The organism is uncultured Streptococcus sp., from assembly GCF_963518475.1.
In the GTDB taxonomy this organism is placed as follows: Bacteria; Bacillota; Bacilli; order Lactobacillales; family Streptococcaceae; genus Streptococcus.
The window spans coordinates 1-22,950 of record NZ_CAUQJA010000028.1; the positions used below are offsets into that span (position 1 = coordinate 1).

General features: G+C 41.6%; 21 protein-coding genes. 12 read left to right on the top strand and 9 right to left on the bottom strand.

The features are described 5' to 3' along the window. Nucleotides 1–113 precede the first annotated feature (113 nt). From RYK12_RS09130 to RYK12_RS09140, 3 genes are all read right to left on the bottom strand, one after another. On the bottom strand, nt 114–1,133 hold the full coding sequence (locus RYK12_RS09130; RefSeq protein ID WP_125442922.1) for a YdcF family protein: 1,020 nt from the start codon (nt 1,131–1,133) through the stop codon (nt 114–116). A gap of 68 nt (nt 1,134–1,201) precedes the next feature. Then, nucleotides 1,202–1,639: an Rrf2 family transcriptional regulator gene (locus RYK12_RS09135; protein WP_001166788.1), complete on the bottom strand. Its 438-nt coding sequence runs from the start codon at nt 1,637–1,639 to the stop codon at nt 1,202–1,204. 75 nt (nt 1,640–1,714) lie between these two features. Beyond that, nucleotides 1,715–2,557: a metallophosphoesterase family protein gene (locus tag RYK12_RS09140; RefSeq protein WP_314848603.1), complete on the bottom strand. Its 843-nt coding sequence runs from the start codon at nt 2,555–2,557 to the stop codon at nt 1,715–1,717. Nucleotides 2,558–2,668: 111 nt separating this feature from the next. Between RYK12_RS09140 and RYK12_RS09145 the strand changes: the two genes are divergently transcribed. From RYK12_RS09145 to RYK12_RS09160, 4 genes are all read left to right on the top strand, one after another. Next, nucleotides 2,669–3,319, top strand: coding sequence for a metal-dependent transcriptional regulator (locus RYK12_RS09145; protein WP_314848605.1), 651 nt, complete (start codon nt 2,669–2,671; stop codon nt 3,317–3,319). Nucleotides 3,320–3,438: 119 nt separating this feature from the next. Next, a complete protein-coding gene (locus RYK12_RS09150) occupies nt 3,439–4,146 on the top strand; it encodes a nicotinamide mononucleotide transporter (protein WP_314848607.1) in 708 nt (235 codons plus the stop codon). A 131-nt stretch (nt 4,147–4,277) separates the two neighbouring features. Beyond that, the gene (locus tag RYK12_RS09155; RefSeq protein ID WP_314848609.1) at nt 4,278–4,691 is read left to right on the top strand and encodes a hypothetical protein; all 414 of its coding nucleotides are present in this window, start codon (nt 4,278–4,280) and stop codon (nt 4,689–4,691) included. 18 nt (nt 4,692–4,709) lie between these two features. Further along, entirely contained in the window at nt 4,710–5,123 is a 414-nt protein-coding gene (locus RYK12_RS09160) for a hypothetical protein (protein ID WP_314848611.1), read from the top strand. Between the two features lie 37 nt (nt 5,124–5,160). Here RYK12_RS09160 and dtd read toward each other — a convergent pair whose 3' ends face one another. Next, a complete protein-coding gene (gene dtd / locus RYK12_RS09165; RefSeq protein WP_314848613.1) occupies nt 5,161–5,604 on the bottom strand; it encodes a D-aminoacyl-tRNA deacylase in 444 nt (147 codons plus the stop codon). A 29-nt stretch (nt 5,605–5,633) separates the two neighbouring features. Further along, nucleotides 5,634–7,856, bottom strand: coding sequence for a bifunctional (p)ppGpp synthetase/guanosine-3',5'-bis(diphosphate) 3'-pyrophosphohydrolase (locus RYK12_RS09170; protein WP_314848615.1), 2,223 nt, complete (start codon nt 7,854–7,856; stop codon nt 5,634–5,636). Between the two features lie 324 nt (nt 7,857–8,180). On the opposite strand from RYK12_RS09170, the gene RYK12_RS09175 reads away from it, so the two are divergent. From RYK12_RS09175 to RYK12_RS09190, 4 genes are all read left to right on the top strand, one after another. Then, nucleotides 8,181–9,614: an N-acetylmuramoyl-L-alanine amidase gene (locus RYK12_RS09175; RefSeq protein ID WP_125393471.1), complete on the top strand. Its 1,434-nt coding sequence runs from the start codon at nt 8,181–8,183 to the stop codon at nt 9,612–9,614. A 324-nt stretch (nt 9,615–9,938) separates the two neighbouring features. Further along, nucleotides 9,939–10,253, top strand: coding sequence for a hypothetical protein (locus tag RYK12_RS09180; RefSeq protein ID WP_000725073.1), 315 nt, complete (start codon nt 9,939–9,941; stop codon nt 10,251–10,253). A gap of 50 nt (nt 10,254–10,303) precedes the next feature. Then, the gene (locus RYK12_RS09185; RefSeq protein WP_049551315.1) at nt 10,304–10,567 is read left to right on the top strand and encodes a hypothetical protein; all 264 of its coding nucleotides are present in this window, start codon (nt 10,304–10,306) and stop codon (nt 10,565–10,567) included. A 123-nt stretch (nt 10,568–10,690) separates the two neighbouring features. Further along, nucleotides 10,691–11,320: an MBL fold metallo-hydrolase gene (locus RYK12_RS09190; RefSeq protein WP_268707459.1), complete on the top strand. Its 630-nt coding sequence runs from the start codon at nt 10,691–10,693 to the stop codon at nt 11,318–11,320. 39 nt (nt 11,321–11,359) lie between these two features. On the opposite strand, the gene pepO is transcribed toward RYK12_RS09190, so the two are convergent. Beyond that, nucleotides 11,360–13,252 (bottom strand): endopeptidase PepO, encoded by a 1,893-nt coding sequence (gene pepO / locus RYK12_RS09195; RefSeq protein WP_314848621.1) that lies wholly within the window; start codon nt 13,250–13,252, stop codon nt 11,360–11,362. Nucleotides 13,253–13,429: 177 nt separating this feature from the next. Between pepO and RYK12_RS09200 the strand changes: the two genes are divergently transcribed. The 4 genes from RYK12_RS09200 to tpx all read left to right on the top strand — a co-directional run bounded on the left by RYK12_RS09200 (nt 13,430) and on the right by tpx (nt 16,679). After that, nucleotides 13,430–14,152, top strand: coding sequence for a metal ABC transporter ATP-binding protein (locus tag RYK12_RS09200; protein ID WP_261141611.1), 723 nt, complete (start codon nt 13,430–13,432; stop codon nt 14,150–14,152). After that, entirely contained in the window at nt 14,149–14,997 is an 849-nt protein-coding gene (locus tag RYK12_RS09205; RefSeq protein ID WP_000559776.1) for a metal ABC transporter permease, read from the top strand. The genes RYK12_RS09200 and RYK12_RS09205 overlap by 4 nt, the downstream gene beginning before the upstream one ends. 31 nt (nt 14,998–15,028) lie before the next feature. Next, nucleotides 15,029–15,958, top strand: a complete 930-nt coding sequence (gene psaA / locus RYK12_RS09210) for a metal ABC transporter substrate-binding lipoprotein/adhesin PsaA (RefSeq protein ID WP_084888713.1) — start codon at nt 15,029–15,031, stop codon at nt 15,956–15,958. A 229-nt stretch (nt 15,959–16,187) separates the two neighbouring features. Continuing rightward, nucleotides 16,188–16,679, top strand: coding sequence for a thiol peroxidase (gene tpx, locus RYK12_RS09215; protein ID WP_000256026.1), 492 nt, complete (start codon nt 16,188–16,190; stop codon nt 16,677–16,679). A 95-nt stretch (nt 16,680–16,774) separates the two neighbouring features. Here tpx and RYK12_RS09220 read toward each other — a convergent pair whose 3' ends face one another. From RYK12_RS09220 to RYK12_RS09230, 3 genes are all read right to left on the bottom strand, one after another. Beyond that, nucleotides 16,775–19,483 (bottom strand): FtsX-like permease family protein, encoded by a 2,709-nt coding sequence (locus RYK12_RS09220; protein WP_314848626.1) that lies wholly within the window; start codon nt 19,481–19,483, stop codon nt 16,775–16,777. A 1-nt stretch (nt 19,484) separates the two neighbouring features. Then, nucleotides 19,485–20,186 carry an ABC transporter ATP-binding protein gene (locus RYK12_RS09225; protein ID WP_000323357.1) on the bottom strand — a complete coding sequence of 234 codons (702 nt, stop codon included), beginning with the start codon at nt 20,184–20,186 and terminating at the stop codon, nt 19,485–19,487. Nucleotides 20,187–20,431: 245 nt separating this feature from the next. Next, nucleotides 20,432–22,843 carry a glycoside hydrolase family 95 protein gene (locus tag RYK12_RS09230; RefSeq protein WP_314848628.1) on the bottom strand — a complete coding sequence of 804 codons (2,412 nt, stop codon included), beginning with the start codon at nt 22,841–22,843 and terminating at the stop codon, nt 20,432–20,434. Between the last annotated feature and the right edge of the window lie 107 nt (nt 22,844–22,950).

Consider the following 22,950-nt stretch of genomic DNA (forward strand, 5'->3'; position numbering starts at 1 on the left):
TGGTTGTTTTGTCTCGCACCTAACGGAGCGAGACGGACTAATAGTCACATAAAACAAAAGACCTAGAATACATACTTTCATGTGTATTCTAAGTCTTTTTAAATAAAATCTAACTACCAAATAACCCCTTTATAGGCTACCAAAATGATAATTAACAGCGGGACATAAAAGGCAAGGAAGAGCCATTTCATTTTGACACAGAGCGCTACGTACTCCCGAATAAAAGCAGATGGTATATAGTAGCCTGCCGTCCTACATCCGAGGCCATCTCCCTTCATTTTTAACTTACGAGCATAAGTACTAGTTCTAAAGACATGATAATCATTTGTTACAAAGAGAAATTGAGGTTTGGCTACCAGTTTCTCACCAAGTTCCTTAGAAAAGAGAAGGTTCTCGTAGGTAGTCCTTGATTGATCTTCCAGAATAATCGCATCTTGGGGAACATCTGTCTCTTTAAGAAGATAGTTTGTAATGGCCTGCGCTTCAGAAATCTTCTCATCTCCTCCTTGTCCGCCACTGGCAATAATTTTTATGTTAGAATTTTTAGACTTGTGATAAGCTTCCACTGCCTTATCAATTCTCCTCTTCAGCAAAGGTGTTACCTTTTCTCCGTCTAACAAACCTGCACCATGAATGATAATAAAATCATAATGCTTCTTCTTAGGAATAAAGAGATACAAGATAGAGTACAGAATAAAAGCCACAAAAGCAAAACCAAAAATAAAGTAAGAATAAGCAATAAATGCAAATAAAATATTTAGAAAGTGATTGGTGTAAAATAATTCATGTCGTCCTCCCAATCGAAATGACATCAAAGCAAAAAATAGCAAAATGACTATTCCAAGGAGCATGGAGAGATAATTAGCCTTTGAACGTCCCTCTCGCTTCAACAAAATGACCCCATTATAGATTAGAAAGATGCCACTTAGAAAAAGCAAAAAAGGAAGTAAAATAAAGGGAAATATAAAAAAAGCGAAATGAATCTTCTCATACCCATTTTGATAAAAAAGGTAGCCTAGATAAAAATAACTGGAAATGAGGGATAATAAGAATAATACTGGATTCCACAAACTTCTATTATCCTTCCAAAATGACACTATAAAGGCTAATACAATTCCTATAACGAGATACATTTCTTCCTCCTTTAATAACTACATTTTATCATAATTATCTAAAGAGAAAAAGAGGGCATCTATCCCTCTTACTCCTTCATCTGACTTTCTGCATCGGCCACAACTTGTTCTAAACTGGTTTGACCAAGTTCAGCCTCCATAGCCAGCTGGATTCTCTCCAATTTTTGATCCAAAACATCATGAATATGAGCTCCAACTGGACAATTTGGATTCGGATTGTCATGGAAACTGAAGAGTTGACCAGTCTTACCAAGACACTCAACCGCTTGATAAACATCTAATAGACTAATGTCTTTGAGATCTTTGACAATCTCTGTTCCCCCTGTTCCGCGCGCAACTGAAATCAGCTCTGCTTTCTTCAACTGGGACAAGGTTTTTCTGATAATGACAGGATTGACCCCGACACTAGCAGCCAGAAAATCACTGGTCACCTTGCTTTCCTTCCCCTCGAGGGCAATGATTATCAGCATATGAGTCGCAATGGTAAATCTACTTGGAATTTGCATCCTCTTCTCCTTTTTACGAGGCTCCCCTGCCTCTACTCTTCTTTTTCTTTTATTATACCCTTTTTAGTTGTAATGTCAATCGTTACCACTTTTCAACCAAACATCTAATTCCCTATCATAACCCTCTTTCTGGGCCAATTCTCTCAGAAATTCCTGATGATGAGTATGGTGGATACCATTGACCAGACTTTCATAGTAAACCTCAAAATAGGGAAGTTTAAGAGCTTTAGCCAGCTGCAATTCAGCTGCCACATCGTAGTCTACCCGTCGGAAGTTCATATCTACCAAGCCCTTGTCATCAAACTCTAAAATCATATACTGGGCTCGCAAGTCCTTCCGCAACTGGGCATCTAGAAAGAAAGGCTGGCCAATTGAACCCGGATTGACAATCAATTGCCCACCAGTCCCGTAACGAAGCAACTGCTGGTGAATATGACCATAAACAGCAATATCACAAGGCGGATTGGTCACCAAGCGGTCAAAGTCCTCTTGTGATCCAGTATGAATCAACTCTCTCCCCCAGTTCTTATCAGGAAGATGGTGGCTAATTCCCACCGTCAAATCCCCAAACTGACGATGAAGCTGGAGAGGTTGATTGTGGAGCAGTTCAATTTCTTCTAGGGAAATTTCCTCTAAAACATACTGGCACTGGCGCAAGAGATAGCGTTGACTGGGACGAGTACTATCCAATTCCTTGCGGACACCATGCCAAAGACTGTCTTCCCAGTTTCCCAAAACTCTAGCTGTAATCGGTAGTTGAGCCAACAAGTCCAAAATCCTTCTACGTCCTGTCCCTGGCATGAGAATATCTCCCAAAAGCCAGTATTCATCCACTCCTAGCTGCCGAGCATCTGCCAAAACAGCCTCCAAGGCGGTGGTATTTCCATGAATATCTGAAAGAAGAGCTATTTTTGTCATATTCATCTCCTCGTTTTTTCTCTTGCAATAAGTATAACATAAAAAGTCACAGCTAGAGAAATCTAGCTTTTTTTGATATACTAGATAAAGATATTAGACAAGAGGAAGCGAATGACCCCGAATAAAGAAGATTATCTAAAATGTATTTATGAAATCGGCATAGACCTGCATAAAATCACCAATAAGGAAATTGCGGCCCGCATGCAAGTCTCTCCCCCTGCCGTAACTGAAATGATTAAGAGGATGAAGAGTGAAAACCTCATCCTCAAGGACAAGGAATATGGCTATCTACTGACTGACCTAGGCCTCAAACTAGTCTCTGAGCTCTATCGTAAACACCGTTTGATTGAAGTTTTTCTAGTCCATCATTTAGACTATACGAGTGACCAGATTCACGAGGAAGCTGAGGTCTTGGAACACACTGTCTCTGACCTCTTCGTGGAAAGGCTGGATAAACTGCTCGGATTCCCCAAGACATGCCCACACGGAGGAACCATTCCTTCCAAGGGAGAACTCCTAGTTGAAATCAATAACCTACCACTAGCTGATATCAAGGAAGCTGGATCCTACCGTCTGACTCGGGTACACGATAGTTTTGACATTCTCCATTATCTGGACAAGCACTCACTTCACATCGGAGATCCGCTCCAAGTCAAGCAGTTTGATGGCTTCAGCAATACCTTCACTATCCTCACTAAAAATGAAGATTTACAAGTGAATATGGACATTGCCAAACAACTCTATGTCGAGAAAATCAACTAATTTCTCAAGTCCCCTACCAACCCTGAAAGTTTAATTTTCAGGGTTTTATTTCTATCATTTGATTTTGCTTTCATTTTATTATAAAATCGATGTAAAAAACAAGAAAGATACCTTAACCTATGAAAAAATCACTAAAAATTTTTGCGACATCTAAATGGTTTGACCTCTTCGGAGTTGCTTTGGTCGTTGGGATTGCGATTGCATCTGGCTATCTTAACTCCCGTCTCGATAAATTCGTAGACTGGGGACCATGGACAGCCCTTGTGCCCTTTGGATTGATTTCCGTAACCAACGTTGGGATTTCCATGTTGTCCACTCGTTTCACGGGAAAATTAAGCAAATGGGGAAATTACTTTGGCATTGTCAATACCATTTTGTCCGGTGCTATTGATTATATCCTTGGAAATAAGGCGGCCATCATCACCTATCCCGTCACCTTCCTCATTTATACCTTTGCTATTAAGAAATGGGAAGCTTCGCAAGAAGGCAGACCCAACCAAATGAGCCAAAAACAGCTAAAATTGGCGGCCATCATCATTTCCATCATCGCCTTCCTCTTTGCCTTTGTGACAAACTATATCGGCTATGGAGGAAAGATGAATCTCCTTGCCTACGTAACAACTATTGCCTTTGCACTGTCCCTCATTGCCAATGCTTTTAACGCATTGAAACTAACAACTCAGTGGGGCTTTTGGTTGATTTACAATTTCGTTCAGCTGACAAAAGCTGGTATTCAAGGAAATTTTGCCAATATCGGAAAATACATCTTTTATATCCTCAATGCAATCGGAGCTTTATTTGTCTGGAATGATGAAGAAATTAGATAATATCAGGAAACTCAAATAAAGAATACTAGCCAACTTAAGAGAATCTCCTTTCTGCTATTTTTTATCATTTTACTTGTAACTCCCATTCTTTTGGAGTAGAATGAAGTTAGATAAAAGAGGGAGGTCATCTTATGAAAAAACTCTTTAGAATCCATTTTACAGCAATTGCAGTCATCGATTTGCTACTATTCGCATTTTTTAACAAAAGACCCGAGACATCTTTGGAGTGGCTCTTGCTCTCTGGTTTTATTTTCCTCCTTGCTCAAGGACTCCTGCTATTTCGCTTGGTTGTCCGACTCAAACATCAATTCGCTGAGATTTATCCTCAAATCAATAAAAAGATTCGCTTCTACTATTTAGGGATTCTCTCCATTGATTTTCTATTTTTTGTCCTCTTAGCCTTCATTAGTTCTCAGCGTTTTTACTCTCTTATGCCAATCATCACTGCTTGTCATTCTACTTTATATTATATGACGGCTGACTACCTAAGAGAACACTATCCAGATTTTTACGATAAACACATCTCTTTATGGGAGTGTCTCTAAGGAAAAGGAGGTTTTAGCATGAAAAAAATCATCTCCATCAAAAGCATTCAACTCCTTGTCATTGATGGAATCATGCTGGCATTTTTGACATTTAAAGAGGGGCTTACTTGGGATTGGATTTTGATTTATAGCGGTTGGCTCATTTTCTTTCATCCTGTGCTATTGACCTATCTTTCTAACCAGCTTTGTGATCACTTTAGTCAACTCTATTCCCAGATTAGACCGAGATTCTGGCGATTTGCCTTACAAATCCTTCTATGGGATAGCCTGATGATTCTCTCCTTGATATGTTTAAGCGGTATCCCACTTTTCCTTCAGGGAAGTCTCCTCATCCTAGGACATCTCGTCCCTTCCTATCGCACCTGCCAAATCCTGAAAAGAGACTTCCCCCAAGCCTATCAAGCACCGATTTCATTTTGGAATATTTTATGATAGATGAGAAAACCAAGCCGGCTGGGCTTGGTCTTTCTTATCTATTTTTCGTATCAAGGATAATGGTAACTGGTCCGTCATTGACCAGCTCAACCTGCATATCCGCTCCAAAGATGCCTGTCTGAACAGGCACTTCTTGCGCTAGTTTTTGATTGAATGCATCATAGAAGTCTGATGCCATATCAGGCTTGGCTGCGCCAGTAAAGGCTGGACGATTGCCTTTCTTAGTATCCGCAAAGAGGGTAAACTGAGAAATTGAAAGGATTTCTCCTTCAATATCTTTGACAGACAGATTCATCTTGCCTTCTGCATCTGAAAAAATCCGCATGTTGACAAGCTTTCTCACAGCATAGTCCAAATCTTCCTCTTGGTCCTCTGGCCCAACACCTATCAGCAATAAGAGGCCCTGATTGATTTTCCCCTGCACCTGACCTTCGATACTCACTTGGGCTTTTGTAACCCGTTGGATAATGATTTTCATAATAGCCTTTCTAGTAAGAGCTAGGGCAATTAACCGTTAGTCCGTTTGACAGAGTAAACTTCTGGCACACTCTTAATCTTGTCCACGACCGTGGTCAATGTAGAGAGGTTGGCAATACCGAAGGACACATGGATATTAGCAAACTTCATATCCTTGGTTGGTTGGGCGTTGACTGTTGAGATATTCTTGGTTGTGTTTGAAAGAACTTGCAGTACATCATTCAACAGTCCTGTACGGTTGAGGCCATAAATATCGATATGGGCCATATACTCCTTATTTGAGTTTGAATACTGGTCTTCCCATTCCACATCAAGGAGACGTTGCTCGTAGTTTTCTTGAGCGCGCAGGTTCATACAGTCCACACGGTGAATAGCCACACCACGCCCCTTGGTGATATAGCCAACAATATCGTCACCAGGAACAGGATTACAACACTTAGCAATCCGCACTAGGAGACCTGAAGCACCTTCAATGACTACACCACCCTCATGCTTAACCTTGAGGGTTTCTTTATTTTCAACCTTAATCTCGCCACCTTTGACAAGCTCCTCTGCCTCCGCCTTGGCCTTGGCACGCTCTTCCTCACGGCGTTCCTTTTCAGTCAGACGGTTAAAGACGGTAATAGCACCGATTTCGCCAAAACCAATGGCCGCAAAGAGGGATTCTTCTGTCTTGTAGCTAGTCTTTTGCAGAACTTGGTCCATATGACGCTTGTCCATGAATTTATTGGCTACATAGCCGTTTTCTTGGAACTGAGCCATCAACATCTCACGGCCCTTGTTAACAGACAATTCCTTGTCTTGATTTTTAAAGAACTGACGAATCTTGTTACGCGCCTTGCTGGTCTTGACCATATTGAGCCAGTCACGGCTCGGTCCAAAGGAGTTGGGGTTGGTGACAATTTCAACCTGATCCCCTGTCTTAAGCTTGGTTGTCAGCGGAACCATACGGCCATTGACCTTGGCACCCGTCGCTTTTTCACCGATTTTTGTATGGATTTCATAAGCAAAGTCAATCGGTCCTGAATCTTTTGGAAGAGAACGGACAGCTCCATCTGGAGTAAAAACGTAAATCTCCTCAGCCAGATAGTTTTCCTTAACTGAATCCACAAATTCCTTGGCATCATCAGCCTGGTCTTGGAGCTCCATCATCTCCTTGATCCAGTTCATCCCAATAGCTGATTCCTTGCTGTTAACCTGCCCCTTAATGCCTTTCTTATATGCCCAGTGAGCCGCAACCCCGTACTCAGCCACCTCGTGCATTTCCTTGGTCCTAATCTGGAATTCAATCGGCCCTTTTGGTCCATAAACAGTCGTATGGATAGACTGGTAACCATTGGCCTTGCGGTTAGCGATATAATCTTTAAAGCGACCTGGCATTGGTTTCCAAAGTTCATGCACGTAACCAAGCATAGCATAAACATCACTTTGGGTATCTAAAATACAGCGAATGGCAATCAGGTCATAGATTTCCTCAAAACGTTTTCTCTTATCCTGCATTTTGCGGAAAATCGAGTAAATATGCTTGGGACGACCGTAAATCTTCCCTTTCAAGTGACGATCCGTCGTATAGTCTTCTAGTTTCGTAACTACCTCATCCACCAAGGCTTCACGCTCTCTGCGCTTTTCCTTCATCATATGGGTAATCTTGTAAAACTCCGTTGGATTAAGATAACGGAAAGATAGGTCTTCCAATTCCCATTTAACGCTAGAAATCCCCAAACGGTGAGCAAGTGGTGCATAGATTTCCATGGTTTCTTTGGAAATACGCTCCTGCTTATCTTTTCGAAGATGTTTCAGAGTTCGCATATTGTGCAAGCGGTCAGACAGTTTAACCAAGATAACGCGGATGTCCTCAGACATGGCCATAAGCATCTTGCGATGATTTTCTGCCAACTGCTCTTCGTGAGACTTGTATTTGACCTTACCAAGCTTGGTAACCCCATCAACAATCACCCGCACATCAGGACCAAACTCTCTTTCCAAATCGTCCAAGGTCGCATCTGTATCTTCTACCACGTCATGCAAGAAACCACAAGCTACCGTTACAGCATCCAGCTTGAGCTTAGCTAAAATACCTGCCACTTGGATGGGGTGAATGATATAAGGCTCACCTGATTGGCGATATTGACCACAATGGCAATCCACCGCATAGACCAAGGCCTTATGGACAAAATGGACATCCTCTTCCGTCAAATATTCTTTGGTTAAAGCGACAACTTCTTCGCCTGTTAAATTCACTTCTTTTGGCATCTCTACTCTCCAATTCTTCCTACCATTTTATCACTTTTTTAAGAATATGAAAACTAGAAAAAGAGGATTCTGAAGCTATTCAATTTGTTGGGAAGGAGGATAAAAAAAGATTCACACTAAAACAATAAAATTATCTGATTTTCATCTATCTTTTTGGATATAGGCTACACTAAAAGTCAGTGAAATGAAAATACATTCTTCTTTTTTCAATAAATAAGGTTTGATATTTTGGTAATTTTCTAACCTTTTTAGTGTATAATGGTAATATAAACAGTTTTTTTACGATAATTACTGAATTTTCATCTTTCTAGAAAGGCAAATCATATGAAATCACACAAAAGACTGACACTTTTAGCTTTGGCTATTCTTGGCTTATCCAGCCAAGTCGTTTTGGCTGACGATACTAGTCATTCCACTACTACCCCTATGACTAGTTCAACTAGTAGCTCAATAAATACTTCCACTAGCAATTCTACTAGTAGTTCTCAAGCTAGTACAGAAACTTCGTCAAGTACAGCTAGTTCAAGTGAGCAAGAAATCAAAACTTCTCTTTCTACAGACACCAAACCTAATCAACCTATGCAGACTGGCTGGGTAAAAGAAGGGAACAAGTGGACTTTTTATAGTCAAACTGGGGTCAAATTTACAGATACCCTCTATGATGGTTATCTCTTTGATAGCCAGGGATACTTGCTTGAAAACAGCTGGTATCAGATGGGAACTAATTGGTACTATATCAATGGTTCAGGTAAGTATTTATCCAACCAATGGAGCCAAATCAATGGCAAGTGGTATGCTTTTGATGACTACGGTAGAATGCTGGCCAATGTCTGGAAGGGCAATTACTACCTCAAATCCAGCGGTGCCATGGCAGATAAGGAATGGGTCTACGACCAAAGCTACTCTAGTTGGTTTTACCTCAAATCTGGCGGACGCTACGCCCAAAAACAATGGATTGGTTCCTACTATCTAAAATCTGGTGGCTACATGGCCCATAAGGAATGGATTTATGACCCAGACTATCAAGCTTGGTACTATCTTAAAGACGATGGTGTATATGTCACAGGAACCTATTCAGTGGATGGTAAAAACCAGCTCTTCCAAGGAAATGGAAAATGGGTTCGTGAATTAGCACAAGGTTTTCAAAAAGGACATTACTCTAAAACTATTTTTCTAGATCCAGGACATGGTGGTAAGGATCGCGGTGCTTATTATTATGGCATAGCTGAGAAAGAATTGAATCTACAAGTTTATCGTAAGCTACGTAAACGTTTAGAAGGACTCGGCTATACCGTTCTAACTTCTCGAGATAGCGATATAGACGTTGATTTTATTACCGAACGTTCTCGTATGGTCAACAAGACCAATGCTGACTTTTTCATCAGCCTTCATTTCAACGCAAAAGGAAATGATACAACCGTTAATCTTGGTATCCAGACCTATTCTTACAAGGATGAACCTGGTTTCCCTAGCAAGATTAACAAGGATTGGCACAACAATCCTGAACGGATGAGTGAAAGTAACCGTCTCGCAGCTGATATTCATTCTTCACTGCTAGCTGAAACTGGAGCCAGAGATGCCGGACTTTTGCAAGCTACCTTTGCTGTTCTACGTGAAACAGCTAAACCAGCTGTTTTGCTAGAGATGGGATATATGGATAATCCAGAAGAAAACAAAAAAATCCGTAGTAGTGAATACCAAGATAAACTGGTTGAAGGGATTGTCAAGGGAATCCAAAAATACTACGCTGGCAATTAAAGCAGTTTAAGCCTCGAACTCACTCGGGGCTTATTTTTCTTATACAAATTGTGTTCTTCTTTCTAGATCTATCTCCTTTTTCAGCTTATTCTCTCCAACTGTGCTATACCTATCTAGGAAAAAAATATTTCAGAATTGCTTGACAATTCTGAAATGTTTTTTTATAATATGTTATACAGTTAGATTTTCTATTTAGGTGATAGAAGGAGAGATAGAAGAACGGAAACCATATTGTAATCTAAATATAATTTAACTCCCTATGATTATCACTTTTTCATTCAAGTAAATATATTTGAATGACATCATTTCACAAAGGAGTATCCTATGAAAAAAATTGTACTAACACTATTAGGAGCTACTGCTCTATCTATTGCCGTTCCAATCAATGCTGCTGAAACCAATACAACAAATAACTTTGAAGGTCCTCGTTATGAGCGTATATATTCTCATCGTTATAGTAAAACAGTAACAAGATACTATAACGATGATGGTTACATCCCACCAACTATCTACTATTCAGAATATAATGATAGTTTCCAGTCAACCTTCAAAGGAACACTTGAAATAGATAGTGTACGAAGATCAAACGGTGGAACTCGTGTCACATACACTGGTACCTTGACTGGATTTTGGAATTAAAAATCCTCAAGATACTTTCTTTTATCCTTTAGTTTATAAGGAGAACACCTATGAAAAAAACTGGTATTTCTATCTTTGCTCTCCTAGTTTTAGGAGTTAGTTGCCTGTTCCTATTCAGCCAGCAAAGCTATAAAAAAACAGTCGTTCAATATTATGCTAACGACCAGAACCTGCCCAATAGGATAACTTATAGTGAGTATAGCGACAAAAGAGAAGCCAACTACGGTGGCACTCTAAACATCACGTCTATCAAACAAGCTAATGACGGAGTTTATGCAACCTATGAAGGGCAATTGACACCTCTCCAATATTGATAAATTGTTAACCAGCCTGTCTTCATCTAGTCATGCTGGTTTTTAAATTCATTCTAAATCCTTACCTATTCTCCCCAACTGTGCTATACTTATCTTAGTACATTCTTTGAGATTGGAGTCAATATGAAAATCCATAAAACCGTCAATCCTGTTGCCTATGAAAATACCTATTACTTGGAAGGTGAAAAACACCTCATCGTTGTCGATCCTGGTAGCCATTGGGAAGCCATTCGTCAAACCATCGAGAACATCAACAAACCAATCTGCGCCATTCTATTGACCCACGCCCATTATGACCATATCATGAGTCTGGACTTGGTGCGCGAAACTTTTGGCAATCCTCCTGTCTATATCGCAGAGAGTGAAGCCAGCTGGCTCTATACTCCTGTCGACAATCTCTCTGGCCTCCCTCGCCACGATGATATGGCAGATGTGGTCGCAAAACCTGCAGAACACACTTTTGTCTTTCACGAAGAATACCAACTGGAGGAATTTCGTTTCACTGTCTTGCCAACACCAGGACATTCTATCGGTGGTGTTTCTATCGTCTTTCCTGATGCTCACCTAGTCTTGACAGGTGATGCTCTTTTCCGTGAAACAATCGGACGGACCGACCTTCCAACTGGTAGTATGGAACAACTCCTCCATAGTATCCAGACTCAACTCTTCACCCTCCCTAACTACGATGTCTATCCAGGGCATGGACCAGCTACTACTATTGCTCACGAAAAAACCTTCAATCCTTTTTTCTAGCAAGTTAAAACCCAAGGACAAAAATCCTTGGGTTTTGTTTTACCAAATAATCACGCGGTCTTCTGGTGAACGCCACATACCGTCGCCTTCTTTGACATCATAGGTTGTAAAGAAATCATCGAAGTTTGGTACTTGCACATTGACACGAAGTTTAGCTGGTGCGTGCACATCAACGCTAGCCAAAAGTTTCATAAATTCTGGACGACCTTTCATGCGCCAGATACGACCGAAGTTGTAGAAGAATTCTTCTGCCGAGAAGTCTGGTTCTCTCTTAGCTGCTTCAAGCGCCGCAGCGATTCCTCCCAAGTCAGCCACGTTTTCTGATACAGTCAATTTACCGTTGATGGTTGCACCATAAGAATCCTGTCCATCAAACTGGTCAATAACTTTTTGTGTTTTCTCCTTGAAGGCAGCATAGTCACTCTCTGTCCACCAATCCTTGAGGCTACCATTTTCATCAAAGGAAGCTCCGTTGGTATCAAAGGCGTGGGAAATTTCATGAGCAATAACTGCCCCAATACCCCCGTAGTTAGCAGAAGATGACTGATGCAAGTCATAGAAAGGTGCTTGCAAAATGGCCGCTGGGAAGACAATTAGGTTCTTCTGTGGATTGTAGTAAGCATTGACCATATGAGCAGGCATGCCCCACTCCTTGTAGTCTACAGGTTGGTTCCACTTGCTCCAACTGTGCTTGATTTCCACACGCGCAAAGGCTAGAGCATTGTCAAAAAGACTAGCAGTCTCATCCACTACCTTGTCCTTGTAGCGTTCTGGCAATTCTTCTGGGTAACCAATATAAGGCTTGATGACATTGAGTTTGACGATGGCCTTGTCACGAGTTTCTGGAGTCAACCAGTCATTTTTAGCCAAGCGTTCCTTATAGACATCAATCATAGTTGCCACTTTTTTCTCTACATCTGCCTTAGCCTCTGGAGAGAATTTTTCATGGGCATACCAGAGACCCAAGGCTTGTTTGAATGGACCTTGTGCTAACTGGTAGGCTGCCTTGACCTTGTCTTTGGCTTCTGGAACTCCAGAAAGCGCACGACTGTAGGCACCTGACAAGACACGGATTTCTTCCGTTAAATAGCTGGTTGAAAGATTGACAACACTCAAAATCAAGGTTGCCTTGAGAAGAGGCCAAGCTTCTTCACTATAGAATTGCTCTGCTGCTTGCCAGAAACGTTCCTCGTCTACGATCACCTTGTCTGGTACTTGTCCAAGAACGGCTTGGAAAAAGTCATCCAAAGGTAGGGCAGGCGCGAATTTTTTGAAATCTTCATAAGAATATGGATGGTAGAGTTTAGCATATTCTGAACTTTCTTCATTAGAGAGCACCACTGCCGCAATTCGGCGGTCCAATTCTAGTCTTTTTTCTAGCAAGTCTTCAATTTCTTCATCAGTGAAATCATAAGCCTTGAGGAGATTGGCACTGGTTTCTTTCCAAAGAGTCAAGAGTTCCTCGCGCTGAGGATGGTCTTCAGCATAGTAGGTCGTATCTGGCAGGATTGTGCTTGGAGCACTAGCCCATAAAACGTTGATTCTGGCATCCATAAAGTCTGGCGATACACCAAAAGGAAGGAAATTAGGTTTTCCTGCAAGCTCAAACTCTGCTAGTTTAGCTGTAAAATCCGCAAAAGTCTCCAATTCTTGGAATTCTTTAAGAAGTGGTAAGACAGGTGTGATACCGTCAGCTTCTCTCTTGTCAAAATCACGAACTAGGCGGTGGTATTTGACAAAGTTTGCCAAGATAGCATCCTCAGGAACCTCTTCTCCTGCCAACCACTTGTCTGTTGTCGCCAGCATCAGGTCTTCAATTTCCTGATCTAAATCAACAAAACCTCCCGTTTGAGACTTATCTGCTGGGATTTCAGCTGTCTGTTGCCATTCTCCATTGATTGCATCATAAAAATCATCTTGATAACGTGTCATCTTGTTCTCGCTTTCATTTGTACTTGTTTTTAGCTTAACAAAAATTAACTGGGAATGCAATTAAAAATGAACTTTCTCTTGCCATCATTTCTCAGTTATTATTTTAATTTTTTTAAAAATTAACTTGACTTAATTTTTTTTTTAATGTATATTAAGAGACAGGAGGAATATAAATTTATGATACGTATCGAAAACCTCAGTGTCTCCTACAAAGAAACGTTGGCACTTAAGGATATTTCACTAGTGCTCCATGGACCAACAATTACCGGTATCATTGGTCCAAACGGTGCTGGGAAATCAACACTATTAAAAGGGATGCTGGGAATTATCCCACATCAAGGTCAGGCATTTCTCGATGACAAGGAAGTTAAAAAATCCTTACACCGAATCGCCTATGTCGAACAAAAAATCAATATCGACTACAACTTTCCCATCAAGGTCAAGGAATGTGTCTCTCTAGGACTCTTTCCTTCTATCCCTCTCTTTCGAAGTTTAAACGCTAAACATTGGAAGAAAGTGCAAGAAGCCCTTGAAATCGTCGGGCTAGCTGACTACGCAGAACGGCAAATCAGTCAACTGTCTGGAGGTCAATTCCAGCGGGTCTTGATTGCCAGATGTTTGGTTCAGGAAGCCGACTATATCCTCTTGGATGAACCCTTTGTTGGGATTGACTCTGTTAGTGAGGAAATCATCATGAATACGCTGAGAAATCTGAAAAAAGCTGGGAAGACGGTTCTCATCGTCCACCACGACCTCAGCAAGGTTGCCCACTACTTCGATCAAGTCTTGCTTGTCAATCGAGAAGTGATTGCCTTTGGTCCAACCAAAGAAACCTTTACCGAAGCCAATCTCAAAGAAGCTTACGGTAATCGACTCTTTTTCAATGGAGGTGACCTATGATTGCAGAATTTATCGATGGATTGCAAAAATTCCATTTCTTACAAAATGCCTTGATAACAGCCATTGTCATCGGGGTCGTAGCTGGAGCTGTAGGATGTTTCATCATTCTACGCGGGATGTCACTCATGGGAGATGCCATTTCACATGCTGTCTTACCAGGTGTAGCCCTCTCCTTCATCTTGGGCCTTGACTTCTTTATCGGAGCCATTGTCTTTGGACTGCTAGCTGCCATCATCATTACCTACATCAAGGGGAACTCGATTATCAAAAGCGATACCGCCATCGGCATTACCTTTTCTTCTTTCTTAGCCCTCGGTATCATCTTGATTAGTGTCGCTAAAAGTTCAACTGACCTTTTCCATATCCTTTTTGGTAATATCCTGGCCGTCCAAGATACGGATATGTTTATTACTATGGGTGTTGGTGCAGCCATTCTCTTGTTAATCTGGATTTTCTTCAAGCAACTCTTGATAACTTCCTTTGATGAACTCTTGGCTAAAGCCATGGGAATGCCTGTCAATTTCTATCACTACCTTCTCATGGTACTCCTGACTCTCGTGTCTGTGACAGCCATGCAAAGTGTCGGAACTATCCTGATTGTAGCCATGCTGATTACCCCAGCTGCAACTGCTTATCTCTATGCTAATAGCCTGAAAAGTATGATTTTCCTTTCCTCAACCTTTGGAGCTACAGCTTCAGTTTTAGGACTCTTTATCGGTTATAGCTTTAACGTTGCGGCAGGTTCTAGTATCGTGCTCACAGCCGCTAGTTTCTTTCTCATTAGCTTCTTTATCGCTCCAAAACAACGATATTTGAAACTGAAAAATAAACATTTGTTAAAATAAGGGGCAAAACCCCAATAAATTGGAGGATCTAATGAAAAAATTAGGTACATTACTCGTTCTTTTTCTTTCTGTCATTGCTCTTGTAGCATGTGCTAGCGGAAAAAAAGATGCAGCTTCTGGTCAAAAACTAAAAGTTGTTGCTACAAACTCAATCATCGCTGATATTACTAAAAATATTGCTGGTGATAAGATTGATCTTCACAGTATCGTTCCTGTTGGTCAAGACCCACACGAATACGAACCACTCCCTGAAGACGTTAAGAAAACTTCTCAAGCTGATTTGATTTTCTATAACGGTATCAACCTTGAAACAGGTGGCAATGCTTGGTTTACAAAATTGGTAGAAAATGCTAAGAAAACTGAAAACAAAGACTACTTTGCAGTCAGCGAAGGCGTTGATGTTATCTACCTTGAAGGTCAAAACGAAAAAGGCAAAGAAGATCCACACGCTTGGCTTAACCTTGAAAACGGGATTATTTTTGCTAAGAATATCGCAAAACAATTGAGCGCTAAAGACCCTAGCAACAAGGAATTCTACGAAAAAAATCTCAAAGAATATACTGATAAGCTAGACAAACTTGACAAGGAAGCTAAAGAGAAATTTAACAACATCCCTGCTGAGAAGAAATTGATCGTAACCAGCGAAGGATGCTTCAAATACTTCTCTAAAGCCTACGGTGTCCCAAGTGCCTATATCTGGGAAATCAACACTGAAGAAGAAGGAACACCTGACCAAATCAAGACCTTGGTTGAAAAACTTCGCCAAACAAAAGTTCCTTCACTCTTTGTAGAATCAAGTGTGGATGACCGTCCAATGAAGACTGTTTCACAAGACACAAACATCCCAATCTACGCACAAATCTTTACTGACTCTATCGCAGAACAAGGTAAAGAAGGCGACAGCTACTACAACATGATGAAATACAACCTTGATAAGATTGCTGAAGGATTGGCAAAATAATACTCTTCGAAAATCAAATTCAAACCACGTCAGCGTCGCCTTGCCGTACTCAAGTACAGCCTGTGGCTAGCTTCCTAGTTTGCTCTTTGATTTTCATTGAGTATAAGCCTCTGAAAAACGTCATTCTCACATGAGCTGGCGTTTTTTTCTATGCCCATATTTCCGGTCAAATCATTGGAAAATTCCGACTGTTTCAGCTAAAATGGAAGAAAAAAGATTGGAGTATCCTATGGTAACTTTTCTCGGAAATCCTGTGAGCTTTACAGGTAAACAACTACAAGTCGGCGACAAGGCACTTGATTTTTCACTCACTACAACAGACCTTTCTAAAAAATCTCTGGCTGATTTTGATGGCAAGAAAAAAGTCTTGAGTGTCGTGCCTTCTATCGATACAGGTATCTGCTCAACTCAAACGCGTCGTTTTAATGAAGAACTGGCTGGGCTGGATAATACGGTTGTCTTGACTGTTTCCATGGACCTCCCTTTTGCCCAAAAACGTTGGTGCGGTGCTGAAGGTATTGAAAATGCCATCATGCTCTCAGACTATTTCGACCATTCCTTTGGACGTGATTACGCCCTCTTAATCAATGAGTGGCACCTATTGGCACGCGCAGTCTTTGTCCTCGATACTGACAATACGATTCGCTACGTTGAATACGTGGACAATATCAACTCTGAACCAAACTTCGAAGCCGCAATTGCAGCTGCTAAAGCCCTATAGAAAAAATCCTCTGTCACAAAGAGTTCCCTACTCTTTGAAACGGAGGATTTTTGTTTACGAGTAAATATAAGTTCAATCAGATAAAAACAACTACCTTACTCTACAGATTTCAAGGCTTCAAGCATATCAACCTTTCTCAGATGATGATTGACGAAGAAACCAAGCAAGGTCAAAATGGTGCTTACTGCTACCACTGGGATTACATAGACTTCCCAGCCTACCTGCGGATAAAAGAGAATAGTCGCAGGCGAAATCATTTGAATCAAAAATTGGTGTAAATAGAAACCAGCTACTAGACCAAGGACGATTCCCACAAGGGACAGCACAATCGTCTCACGGTAAATGTAGAGAGTGACTTCATTATTATGAAAACCGAGAACCTTGATAGTGGAGAGTTCACGGATTCTCTCAGCCACGTTGATATTGGTCAGATTGTAGAGGATAACAATAGCCAACAGAACCGATACGATGACCAAGATGGTCATGGTCTGATTGAGTGAGCTGGCGACGGAGTCAAAGAGTCGAATGGCTGAAGCATTCTGGACAACGCTGGACACCGCAGCTTGATTCATAAGTAAGCCGGCCTGCCTTTCGATACTAGTTGCACTGGTATCCCTTAGCGAGACCAGATAAGTGTTGGCTTGGGGTAGCTGTCCGTAAATTTGCTCATAGCTATCCTGACTCATATAAATAAAGTGACCAACGTAGTTCTCAGCAATGGCAGTGACCTTTAGCTCCTTACCTTCAATTTCTAGACTCTGCCCAACCTTGACATCTGCCAGCTGGGCAAGTTTAGCTGTAATAACGACGCCATCTTTTAATGTCAGCTCCTGCTGATGGTCTTGCAGATGAATAAAGGGAGTCAAATCTTCCTTATCGGTCATCATAAGGGTAATAGTTTGAAGACCAGCCTTGCCTTTGAAATCCTTGTCTAGCGTCTTAGAATAAACTTTCTGGTAGGCTTTAATGTCCTGCCCCTTCAACACTTCTTCTAGATTTGCCTTGTCCTGATTGGTCGCACTAGGGTTTTCAGAGACAATCATCTGATACTGTTGGATTTGTTGAAACTGTCTAGACGGAACTCCTGCTACAGAGGATTGGATTCCCAAACCTGCAAAGAGCAGGGCTACAGAACCTGCCACACCAAAGATCGTCATCAACATCCGCTGCTTATAACGGAAGATATTGCGAGCTGTTACCTTATGAGTAAAACTGAGACAACGCCAGATAAAACTGAGACGCTCCAGTAAGATTTTAGCTCCTTTAACAGGAGGTTTAGGCAGTAAAAGCTGGGCTGCTTCGTCATGAAGTTCTCTACGAGCTACCAAGTAGGCTGGTAACACACTCGCCAACCAACTCAAGACAAGAGCCAGTATACTATAGGTCCAATAGAACTGAATCTGGGTTTCTCCCACCACCATGCCTTTTGTAATGACACTTGAAATCACACCGGCTAGTAAATAATGTCCAAGTATGCTACCTAGAGCCGTTCCGACAGTTCCAGCTACTAGACCGTAGAGGAGAAATTTGGCGATAATATCCTTACTGCGATAACCCAAGGCCTTAAAAATCCCTGCATGTGTTCGCTCTTCATCCACAAAACGAGTCATGGTGGTAAAGGTCACCATAGCTGCTACGGCATAAAGCACTACAGGAAAGATATTGCCCACTGCCCGAATACTGGCTGAAGCATTACTGTACATGAGGTAGCCTTGACCGCCAGGCATGGTCTGACGATTATATACTTGATACTTGGGCTCAGCTAAATCATCCAAGACTTGCTGATGTTTTTCTAGTTTTTCCTTTTCTTGGGCTAAATTTTGTTCAGCCTGCTTTAGTTTGTCCTCTTCCTTGCTCAATTCCTGCTTGGCTTGGGTAAGTTGAGAACTAGCTTGCTCTCTCTGGGCTTGAGGAAGCAAGGCTAGTTGACTTTCCTGAGCCTGTAAACGAGCTTGAGCAACTGCTAAACGACGCTTGCCTTCCTGCAAATTAGTCTCAGCCTTGTCAAGGGTCTCTTGGCCTTTGTCTAAAGACTCTTCTCCTTCTTTTTTCAAGAGTTGCAGACGTGCCTTGCCATTATCTGACAAAGCTTGTTCTAGATTTTCCTGATGTTGCTTGGATTTTTCTTCATAAACTGCTGAGAAAGCATTTAAGCCTGCTAAATCTTGATATTTCAAACGTGCTATATTATAGACTTTCTGATCAAACTGACTAGGTAAAATCACTCCGTAAGCGGTCAAAGTCCCACTTCCACTTCCTGCGTAGCCCATATCTCGCTGGGAGAGGATTTCAGCTGAATCCACAAAACCAGTAATGGTATAAGTATGGTCTTTTAAAGAGGAATGACCCTCTTCTTTTTCTTTAAAACTAATCTCCTGTCCCACGCTGAATTGGCCTTGCAAATGAGTGGCCAAAGCGATTTCCCTGTCTGACTGAGGAAGTCGTCCCTCTCTTAGCTGAAATGTTGAAATTCGCTCTGGTTTGGAGTACAGCCGAATGGCATCCTGCCCATTCTCCATAGTCACATCTGTCAAATAGCCAAACTCGACCTCTGCACTCTGAGTCTGTTCTAGTTCTTCTTGATCTGCTTGATCCAAACCATAGTTAGACATGACTGCCAAATCCAAGGTTTGAGCAGTTGTTAAATAAGCATTAGCTGTCGCCTCCATGTTGGGGCTAGTCACTTTGAGGCCTACTAGGGCTAGAGACCCCAACATCATCAAGGTTAAGATGGATAAAAAACGCCCCTTGGAGCCTGTGAAGGACTGAATTAAGTCCTTCCAATAGATTTTTCGCTTGATCATGCTAGTACTCCAAACTGTCGATATCCTGAGGATGCTGGTTCATCACCACATCCTTGACACTGGCATCATGCATATGAATCACGCGATCAGCAATGGGCGCCAAAGCTCCATTGTGAGTCACGATAATTACCGTCGCTCCCTTTTGACGAGACATATCTTGGAGGATTTTCAAAACCTGCTTGCCTGTCTGATAATCCAAGGCTCCAGTCGGTTCATCACAAAGGAGGATTTTAGGATTTTTAGCTACCGCGCGTGCAATGGAGACTCGCTGTTGCTCCCCTCCAGAAAGCTGGGCTGGAAAGTTATTGAGACGATGAGCTAGACCTACATCTGTCAAGACCTGTTCAGGGTTCAAGGCATCTGTCACGATTTCAGAAGCCAGTTCCACATTTTCCTTAGCTGTCAGATTGGAAACTAGGTTATAAAACTGAAAAACAAAACCGACATCATTGCGGCGGTAATTGGTTCGCTGGTGGGAACTATAGTCTGCAATATTGGCACCATCAATCCAGATTTCCCCCTCATCATTGGTATCCATTCCCCCTAGGAGATTGAGAACTGTTGACTTACCTGCACCAGATGCACCTAGAATAATAACCAATTCACCCTTTTCAATCTCAAAATTCACATCACGATTGGCCACAATCTCCGTGTCCCCAACCTGATAACGCTTGTAACAGTGTTTCATCTCAATATAAGCCATCAGTGCCACCCTCTCTTAAACAAATTACTTCCTATTACCATTATAACGCTTTTTCAACTAGTTGGAAACTGCTTACATTCTCAAATCCTTATTAAAAGGCAGTCTCAAACTACTGCCTTCTAATACTCAATGAAAATCAAAGAGCAAACTAGGAAGCTAGCCGCAGGTTGCTCAAAGCACCGCTTTGAGGTTGCAGATAAAGCTGACGTGGTTTGAATTTGATTTTAGAAGAGTATAACATCTTCTTAAAAATAAAATTGAACCAGATCACCTTCTGCTGTCGCCACTGAAATACAATCTTTCCCCATGCATTTCACTTCTGCTTTTTCTTGATTCATTTCAATCACACTCTTCTCAATACCTGGATAAGTGACTCGCAAATCTCCCCCACTTCTTGATAAAATGGTCAACTGTAAGAGTTTTTTATCAGCCCACCTCATGCTAATTTCAAAATGTCCACGTGCCAGTAATCCTGAAACAAAACCTGTTGACCATACATCAGGTAGGGCAGCTAGAGGTATCAGATAAGCTGTATGAGACTGTAGTAACATTTCTGCCATGCCACTAGTAGCACCAAAATTACCATCTATCTGAAAAGGAGGATGGCTACACCAAAGATTTGGCAAGGTGGATGACTTTAACTGCTCTGCTAATAATTTATGGGCTCGATTGCCATCTCCTAGACGCGCCCAAAGATTGATCTTATTAGCCTTGGACCAGCCTGTGCCGCCATCTCCACGATCATTGAGGCTAGCACGCGCCGCTTCAAGATACTCTTGTCCCTTGTAGCTAAAGAGATTGCCAGGATAGAGTCCCACTAGATGGGAAGCGTGCCGATGCTGGGCCTCCTCTTTCTCCTTTTGAAAATACTGCTCTTCCTCCTCATACCACTCCCTGATTCGACCAGATTGAGTGATTTGAAGAGGATTAAGCAAGTCAAACTTCTCCTTGACCTCAGTCAACAAAGACTCATCCAGTCCCAATTCCTGAGCAGCCTGAATAAAATCATGAAATAACTGCCAAATCAGAGATTGGTCATAGGTATTGCCAATCGAAATCGGCCCATGTTCTGGAGAATAAGACGGAGAAGAGACCCAACGCTGCGCCTGCTGATCCTCATGTAAAAAACCATTCCAAAAACGAACCGTTTCCCTCAACATGGGATAAATTTTCTCCCTGAGATAGTCTTGGTCCCTATAAAATGAATAGGCTTCATAAACAGTTTGCATCATCCACGCATTGGCAGCTGGTGACCAACCCCAATAGTAATCCCAACCAGGTGCCGTCCAACCAAAGGGAGTCGCTTGAGTATGAACCAACCAACCATTCTCCTCACCTTTCTGAGAGACGATTCCTGCATACCTTGTAGCCGCTAGACGACCATAGACACGCAAATCATCTATATAGTTGATGACCGGAAAGGCCGTCTCTAGAAGATTAGTAACATAGGCTGGCCAATAATTCATCTGCAGGTTGATATTCAGGTGATAGTCCGAATTCCAAGGAGGATTGTCGACCGCATTCCAGACCCCTTGCAGGTTAGCTGGTAGAGCATCTGGACAATCTCTGGAAGAGCTGATCAATAAATACCGTCCATACTGGAAGAACAACTCCTCCAAAGCCTGCCCCTCTTGTGGCTTATAATTTTTTAACAAATCATCTGTAGTGGATGCATCAATCTCAGCTCCCAAATCCAATTGAACACGCTGGAATAAGGCTTGGTAGTCCTCAATATGCCTTGATTTCAATTGGGCATAGCCCTTTTCTTTAGCTATCTCCACTAAGTCCTTTACCTGTTGCTCTAAATCTATTTTCTTGCGATAATTACTAGCAGGATTTTGGGCAAAATCAGTCTTAGCAGCCAAGAAAAGATTGGCATAACTGGCTCCTGATATCTGAACCTTATCTGACCAAACTCTAATATCCCCATCTGTTTCCCAAGCTAGACAACTAGCAAACTGCAGGTCATTGTCCTTAACTCTTCCCTTCATCAAGATATGAAAATCAGTAATATCCAACTTGCATTCCTTGTAATCAGATTTTTCCTGTTCATACTTTCCGTCAGAAGCTAAATCGCGGGTCAAGGACAGTTCCATAGTAAAATCTATAGTTTCCAACCCTTCCTTAGTAAAACGTTGAACCAAGAGATTATCTGGAAAACTCGCAAAAGCTTCACGTTCAAATTTCGTTCCCTTATAGACATAAGAAGTCGTCGCAAGCGCCTTGCTGATATTAAGCTGTCTCTGGTAATCCGTCACCTGAGACAAAGTCTTGCCTTGCTTGCTAAACTCAATATGAATATCCCCAAAAGACAGATAGGTCCCATATTGACTCGTTTTGGGCCCGACCAGGTGATGTTCAGCCAGTTCCTTAGCAGTATTGTAGTCTCTCTTCTCCAAAGCCTGCCGAATCTTACCTAAAAAAACATACTGATCCTGAAGATTTCCACCCTGATAATCTGAACTATCAGGAAGTGGACCACCAGACCAAAGACTTTTTTCATTGAATTGAATCCGCTCAGCCCCTATAAGGCCAAATACTTTTGCCCCTAAAGAACCATTGCCTATTGGTAAAGCTTCTTCTTCCCAACCCTTATATGTTGTTGATGCTGGTTGCTTGTAGGCCAATACATAATCTTGTTTTTTATTCCTTATCATACTACCATACTAACATAAAAAGTCTAGAAATCAATTCTAGACTTACAATTTTTTATTTTCCAAGGTAGTATTCAGAAACAACGTTCAATTTTTCGTCGAATTCGAAT

What these genes read in the sequence shown, in the direction of transcription:
- RYK12_RS09130 (WP_125442922.1), bottom strand. Translation starts at nt 1,133, where the DNA reads ATGTATCTCGTTATAGGAATTGTATTAGCCTTTATAGTGTCATTTTGG.
- RYK12_RS09135 (WP_001166788.1), bottom strand. Translation starts at nt 1,639, where the DNA reads ATGCAAATTCCAAGTAGATTTACCATTGCGACTCATATGCTGATAATC.
- RYK12_RS09140 (WP_314848603.1), bottom strand. Translation starts at nt 2,557, where the DNA reads ATGACAAAAATAGCTCTTCTTTCAGATATTCATGGAAATACCACCGCC.
- RYK12_RS09145 (WP_314848605.1), top strand. Translation starts at nt 2,669, where the DNA reads ATGACCCCGAATAAAGAAGATTATCTAAAATGTATTTATGAAATCGGC.
- RYK12_RS09150 (WP_314848607.1), top strand. Translation starts at nt 3,439, where the DNA reads ATGAAAAAATCACTAAAAATTTTTGCGACATCTAAATGGTTTGACCTC.
- RYK12_RS09155 (WP_314848609.1), top strand. Translation starts at nt 4,278, where the DNA reads ATGAAAAAACTCTTTAGAATCCATTTTACAGCAATTGCAGTCATCGAT.
- RYK12_RS09160 (WP_314848611.1), top strand. Translation starts at nt 4,710, where the DNA reads ATGAAAAAAATCATCTCCATCAAAAGCATTCAACTCCTTGTCATTGAT.
- dtd (WP_314848613.1), bottom strand. Translation starts at nt 5,604, where the DNA reads ATGAAAATCATTATCCAACGGGTTACAAAAGCCCAAGTGAGTATCGAA.
- RYK12_RS09170 (WP_314848615.1), bottom strand. Translation starts at nt 7,856, where the DNA reads ATGCCAAAAGAAGTGAATTTAACAGGCGAAGAAGTTGTCGCTTTAACC.
- RYK12_RS09175 (WP_125393471.1), top strand. Translation starts at nt 8,181, where the DNA reads ATGAAATCACACAAAAGACTGACACTTTTAGCTTTGGCTATTCTTGGC.
- RYK12_RS09180 (WP_000725073.1), top strand. Translation starts at nt 9,939, where the DNA reads ATGAAAAAAATTGTACTAACACTATTAGGAGCTACTGCTCTATCTATT.
- RYK12_RS09185 (WP_049551315.1), top strand. Translation starts at nt 10,304, where the DNA reads ATGAAAAAAACTGGTATTTCTATCTTTGCTCTCCTAGTTTTAGGAGTT.
- RYK12_RS09190 (WP_268707459.1), top strand. Translation starts at nt 10,691, where the DNA reads ATGAAAATCCATAAAACCGTCAATCCTGTTGCCTATGAAAATACCTAT.
- pepO (WP_314848621.1), bottom strand. Translation starts at nt 13,252, where the DNA reads ATGACACGTTATCAAGATGATTTTTATGATGCAATCAATGGAGAATGG.
- RYK12_RS09200 (WP_261141611.1), top strand. Translation starts at nt 13,430, where the DNA reads ATGATACGTATCGAAAACCTCAGTGTCTCCTACAAAGAAACGTTGGCA.
- RYK12_RS09205 (WP_000559776.1), top strand. Translation starts at nt 14,149, where the DNA reads ATGATTGCAGAATTTATCGATGGATTGCAAAAATTCCATTTCTTACAA.
- psaA (WP_084888713.1), top strand. Translation starts at nt 15,029, where the DNA reads ATGAAAAAATTAGGTACATTACTCGTTCTTTTTCTTTCTGTCATTGCT.
- tpx (WP_000256026.1), top strand. Translation starts at nt 16,188, where the DNA reads ATGGTAACTTTTCTCGGAAATCCTGTGAGCTTTACAGGTAAACAACTA.
- RYK12_RS09220 (WP_314848626.1), bottom strand. Translation starts at nt 19,483, where the DNA reads ATGATCAAGCGAAAAATCTATTGGAAGGACTTAATTCAGTCCTTCACA.
- RYK12_RS09225 (WP_000323357.1), bottom strand. Translation starts at nt 20,186, where the DNA reads ATGGCTTATATTGAGATGAAACACTGTTACAAGCGTTATCAGGTTGGG.
- RYK12_RS09230 (WP_314848628.1), bottom strand. Translation starts at nt 22,843, where the DNA reads ATGATAAGGAATAAAAAACAAGATTATGTATTGGCCTACAAGCAACCA.